Raw genomic sequence first — 5,194 nt, 5'->3', positions numbered from 1 at the left:
TCTTCAAAAGAAGTTTTAGATGATATTGATTCATCAAATGAATCTAGAGATCCAAAAAAAGCTATAAATGTTCAGGAATTAAAAGATATGCCTATTACTGAGCTTATAAAATATGCTCAAAGTTTGGGAATTCCTGAAGTTGTATCATTAAAAAAACAGACAATTATTTTTAAAATTCTTGAAACTCAATCCGATAAAAAAGTTGATATTTTTGGTGACGGTATCTTGGAAAGATTACCTGATGGATTTGGTTTTTTACGTTCTCCAAAGTTTAATTATATTCCGGGACCTGATGATATTTATGTTTCACCAATTCATATTAAACGTTTTGGTTTGCGAACAGGTGATGTCGTTAAGGGAACGCTAAGAAAGCCTAAAGAAGGTGAAAAATATTTTGCATTACAAAGAATTGATAGTGTAAATTTTCAGTCGCCATCTGCAGGATATCACAAAACCGTTTTTGAAAACTTAACTCCAATATTTCCTAATAAAAAATTTAATCTTGAGGGTGATCCTGCAATAATTTCTACAAGATTAATGGATATTTTTACACCAATTGGTATGGGCCAACGTGGTATGATTGTTGCCCCACCAAAAACCGGTAAAACTCAATTATTAAAAGAAATAGCAAATACAATTATTCAAAATCATCCTGATGTTATTATGCTTATGCTTTTAATTGATGAACGTCCTGAAGAAGTAACCGATATGCAACGTTCTGTAAAAGCCGAAGTTGTAAGTTCTACATTTGATGAATATGCAACACGACATGTTCAAGTTGCTGAAATTGTTTTAGAAAAAGCAAAACGACTTGTAGAGTGTGGTCGCGATGTAGTAATTTTACTTGATTCATTAACTCGTTTGGCAAGAGCCTATAATACATTGGCTCCGGCTTCAGGTAGAGTGCTTACTGGCGGTATTGATGCCAATGCGCTTCAAAGACCAAAAAGATTTTTTGGTGCTGCACGAAATGTTGAAGAGGGTGGATCTCTAACTATTATAGCTACAGCCCTTGTAGAAACCGGGTCCAAGATGGACGAAGTTATATTTGAAGAGTTTAAAGGTACGGGTAACATGGAAATACATCTTACACGTAAACTTTCAAATAGAAGAGTTTATCCAGCATTTGATCTTGTTCCTTCCGGAACACGTCGAGAAGAGTTATTACTCTCAGATGACAATAGAAAGAGAATGTGGATACTTCAAAAATTATTGGGTACCATGAATACCGTTGAAGGTATGGAATTCTTAATTGAGAAAATGCGTGAAGCAAAAACTAATGACGAATTCTGGGAATTGATGAATAAGAAAAAACAACAATAAATATGTCTATAATTTTAGGTATAGAATCTTCTTGTGATGAAACTGCTGCAGCTGTTTACGATTCTGATCGTAAGCAGCTGCTCTCAAATATAGTTTTTTCACAAATAAAATTACACGAAATATATGGTGGAGTTGTTCCGGAAATTGCATCCAGATCGCACTTGGAAAAAATAGATATTATAGTTCAAGCTGCGCTTGATACTGCTAATATTAATTTAAATAATATAGATTATATAGCTGTAACCAATAAACCGGGACTTGTTGGATCGTTGCTGGTTGGACTATGTTTTGCCAAATCTTTGGCTTTTGCTAAAAATAAAAAAATAATTGGCATAAATCATCTACAAGCACATATATTTTCTTCTTTTTTAAAAGTTGATAATTCAATAGAAGATGTTCCATTTCCACATATTTGTCTATCAGCGTCCGGTGGCAGTACTGTAATTTACTATGTTAAAGATTTTGGTGAATATGAAGTTATAGGCCAAACTATAGATGATGCTGCAGGTGAGGCTTTTGATAAAGTAGCTAAAATTATAGGTTTTGGTTATCCTGGTGGCGCTAAAATTGAACAAGCGGCAAAGGGTGTAGATTTTCAGGATTTTTATAAATATCCTAGAACCAAAAATTTTACAAAATCTTTGGATTTTACTTTTTCCGGTTTAAAAACAGCTGTTATGTATGATCTTGTTAAAAAGAATGCTTATGATTTGCAAAATGGTCCTATTTTTGAAAATATAACTTCAGAATTACAAAATCAGGTTTCAAGCTCGTTACTTGTTTGCATGGCAGATATTTTCCAGGCAAAAATCGAGTTAGCTTTAAAATTATATCCAAATGCAAAAGCTGTTACATTTGTTGGCGGTGTTGCTTGTAATAATTATATTTGCGATCGATTAAATTCTGTTGTTAATAATTTAGATAAAAAATTTATTAGCCCAGTTTGTAAATTCTGCGCAGATAACGCTGCTATGGTTGCTTTTTTAGGTGCACAAAAGGCAGAGCAAAATCAATTTTCAGATTTAGACCTTGATGTTTTTAAGTAATTCTCGGCAACATTTATTAATGAAGTAACAATAGTTCATTGTTGATCGTTTTACTTTATTTTGATTAATATTTATAATACATACTTATTTTGGCATAAGTTTAAAACAAAATTATGTAAAGAAAGATTTTTTTCATGGCAAATCGATGGATGACTTCTATCCCTTTTATTGATAAAGCAGATAACAGATATATAGACCTTATGATTAAGGAAGAAATCTTTGGGATTAATGCAGGATTCTTTTTATTTGGATTTATTTTATTTTTGGTAATTTTTTCTATTGTTCTTGCTAGATTTATTAAAAATAAGAAAAAGTAAGCTTTTTTTCCTACTTAAAATCAAGTTAATATCATTAACTCATATATTATTTCAAATAATTTTTTTTATAAATTATGTAAAATTTGCATTTTGATTGCAAATTTTACACATTATAATTTGTTATATTAGTTAATAATAAATTATGGAGCATTTATGTTTTTAAAAAGATTAAAATATAGTTTATTAAATATTGTGATTTTATTTTTTATACTTTTAAATCTTCCAGGATGTTTTGCTGGGAAATCTAAAAAGAAAAAGTTAGAAAATAAAAAGGGTACAATTGTAATTTTGAACGGTACATCAAGTTCTGGAAAATCTTCTATAGCCAAAATATTTAAAGAAAAATATGGTTATGAATATTTTAGTTTTGATAATACTTTTTATAATTCAGCAGCCGAATGGTTTGAACAAAGAGTTCTAAAATTGGAAAAAAAATATATAAAATTACCAAGAAACAATCCTGATGCAATTACGAGAGATACCCAAAAAATAATAGACAAATTAAAATTGAAAGAAGAAGACTATGATTTTGGAGTGGATTTTACTAAGAACCAATACGTAGAATTTGAAATTAATGTTTTTTTAAAAACTTTGGAAGACGCTAAACAATATTCATTAGCAGGAAAAAACGTGGTTGTTGATGTTGTATGGGACAACTTTAGGTATAAAGAAAAATTAGATGGATTTGATTATATTACGGTTCTTGTATATTGCAAATTAGATAAACTACTTGATAGGGTAAGGACAAGAAATACTATTAGTGAGGTTGAGCAAAGATCTTTTAAACAAGCTTTTAGTACATTTGAAGACTTTTATAAAGAAAGAGGATTTGAATCTGAAATATTACTTGATCAATTATCTAGAAACGACTTTGAAAAGGCTTGTGAATTAGTAAAAAGTGATTTTAGAATAGATAAAAAAATTGAATTAAACGAAGAATCTAATTTTAAAAAAGATAAATATAATGAATTTATAAATAAAATAAAAATAAATTTTGGTTTTGATAATAAAGAAATAGAATCTGTAAAAATAACGCCAAAATTATCTCATGACTTAATTGTAAATACAGGTGAATTTGAGCCTGATGTTTGTGCTGAAAATATTAAAAATTTTGTTGAATCTGAAAGATTGAAAGAGTGGCCTGAAATAACTCGAAATGGAGAGACTGTAGCATTTAGAGTTTATAATAAAGAAAAACTTTTAGATGAAAAATTTATAGAATCGCTTAGACAAATTTGGTTAGATGCAAGCTTTTCTGCATATATTGAAAATGAAATAAAAGAAAATCCGGATAGTTCAAAAGAATTAGTTGAAAAAAATCTCAAAGAATTTTTAAATAATAATTGGCCAAAAAATGGTTTTTTGAAAACTAAAAAAGGTAAAGCATGTTTTGATGTTGGCATCTATCCAGTAGTTGCATTTAAAAACGAGAAACCAGTAGCATTTGTATTTTTTGTAAATGATCTTGTTAATGAAAATGGAGAAATCCATAATATTTTGAAATTAAATGAAAAATGGATAGAACCAATAATGGTTCATCCTGAAGCACAGAATTTAGGATTAGGCAGAAGTTTGGCTTTTTCAATATTAAAATTCTTACCGGATACAGAAAGAATTATTGTTAAAGCTGATAAAGAAAATGATAAAGCATGTAATTTTTATGAAAGAATTGGATTTAAAAAGTATCAGCAAGATAAATATGAGTATGATAAAGATGAAGAGCAATTTTTTGAATGGATAAAAGATAACAATTAAACAAGTTTATCAATTTCTTCTAAAATATTTTTAATATGCTTTTCAACTTTTATATTATCTAATTTATAAACGGTACCTATCTCGTAAAAGTTTATATTTTTAATATCTATAAATCTAAATGTATATAAAAGTTGTTTTTTAGATGGATTACATGTGAAATATTTTCTATAAAACGCTGGTGCCATAGATGTATTTACAACAAAAACTTTTTCAATTTTGTGTAAAGCTTTCGCATTATTTCCTGATTCATATTTGTATGCATAATTTGTTATAAGATCGACCCAGGCTTTAAGTATAGAGGGTAAAGAATACCAATATATTGGGTGAACGATTATAAGTCTGTCGGCATTTAAAATTAGAGATTTGTTTTTTTGAAAAAAACTATTTGATTCTAATTTTGTTTTATCGTGGGTATAAAATGGTATTTGGTCTGCGTAATCATAAAGATTAAGAATATCGATTTCAATATTATTATTTTTTACTGAATTTTTACTTTTTAAATAATCAATAATTTTAGAAAAAATAAAACTATTTAAAGATTCTTTTTTATCATGTGCAAGAATAGCTAAAATTTTCATTTAAGCCTCATATTTATTGGATTAATTGGGCCAATTTTTTAGGATCATTATCAAAATTCTTTTTTTCTATTGCAATTTTCTCGTGAAAAGGCAATAAATCAAGCGATCTTAGTAAAGATTTATTTGATTCCCTTTTTACTCGGGCTTCAACCAAATTATCTTTTAATTTAATTTT

Annotated in this window: 4 protein-coding genes and 1 pseudogene; 4 read left to right on the top strand and 1 reads right to left on the bottom strand. The window is 28.2% G+C overall.

The annotated features are described in order from the left end of the window. Positions 1-63: 63 nt before the first annotated feature. The 4 genes from rho to KKE07_04845 all read left to right on the top strand — a co-directional run bounded on the left by rho (position 64) and on the right by KKE07_04845 (position 4,441). Positions 64-1,323 carry a transcription termination factor Rho gene (rho, locus tag KKE07_04860; protein MBU4270172.1) on the top strand — a complete coding sequence of 420 codons (1,260 nt, stop codon included), beginning with the start codon at positions 64-66 and terminating at the stop codon, positions 1,321-1,323. Between the two features lie 2 nt (positions 1,324-1,325). Then, the gene (tsaD, locus tag KKE07_04855; protein ID MBU4270171.1) at positions 1,326-2,369 is read left to right on the top strand and encodes a tRNA (adenosine(37)-N6)-threonylcarbamoyltransferase complex transferase subunit TsaD; all 1,044 of its coding nucleotides are present in this window, start codon (positions 1,326-1,328) and stop codon (positions 2,367-2,369) included. Positions 2,370-2,503: 134 nt separating this feature from the next. Next, entirely contained in the window at positions 2,504-2,686 is a 183-nt protein-coding gene (locus KKE07_04850; protein MBU4270170.1) for a hypothetical protein, read from the top strand. Between the two features lie 153 nt (positions 2,687-2,839). Beyond that, the gene (locus KKE07_04845; protein ID MBU4270169.1) at positions 2,840-4,441 is read left to right on the top strand and encodes a GNAT family N-acetyltransferase; all 1,602 of its coding nucleotides are present in this window, start codon (positions 2,840-2,842) and stop codon (positions 4,439-4,441) included. Here the strand turns inward: KKE07_04845 and KKE07_04840 are convergent. Next, positions 4,438-5,019: pseudogene (locus KKE07_04840) on the bottom strand (NAD(P)H-dependent oxidoreductase). The gene KKE07_04845 and the pseudogene KKE07_04840 sit on opposite strands and share 4 nt — an antisense overlap. Between the last annotated feature and the right edge of the window lie 175 nt (positions 5,020-5,194).

It is taken from the genome of Candidatus Dependentiae bacterium, from assembly GCA_018897535.1.
In the GTDB taxonomy this organism is placed as follows: Bacteria; Babelota; Babeliae; order Babelales; family UASB340; genus UASB340.
This window is presented reverse-complemented; position numbering and strand designations above follow the sequence as displayed.

Excerpts from the sequence above, each read along its gene's own strand:
- KKE07_04845 (MBU4270169.1), top strand. The coding sequence starts at position 2,840 with ATGTTTTTAAAAAGATTAAAATATAGTTTATTAAATATTGTGATTTTA.
- tsaD (MBU4270171.1), top strand. The coding sequence starts at position 1,326 with ATGTCTATAATTTTAGGTATAGAATCTTCTTGTGATGAAACTGCTGCA.
- KKE07_04850 (MBU4270170.1), top strand. The coding sequence starts at position 2,504 with ATGGCAAATCGATGGATGACTTCTATCCCTTTTATTGATAAAGCAGAT.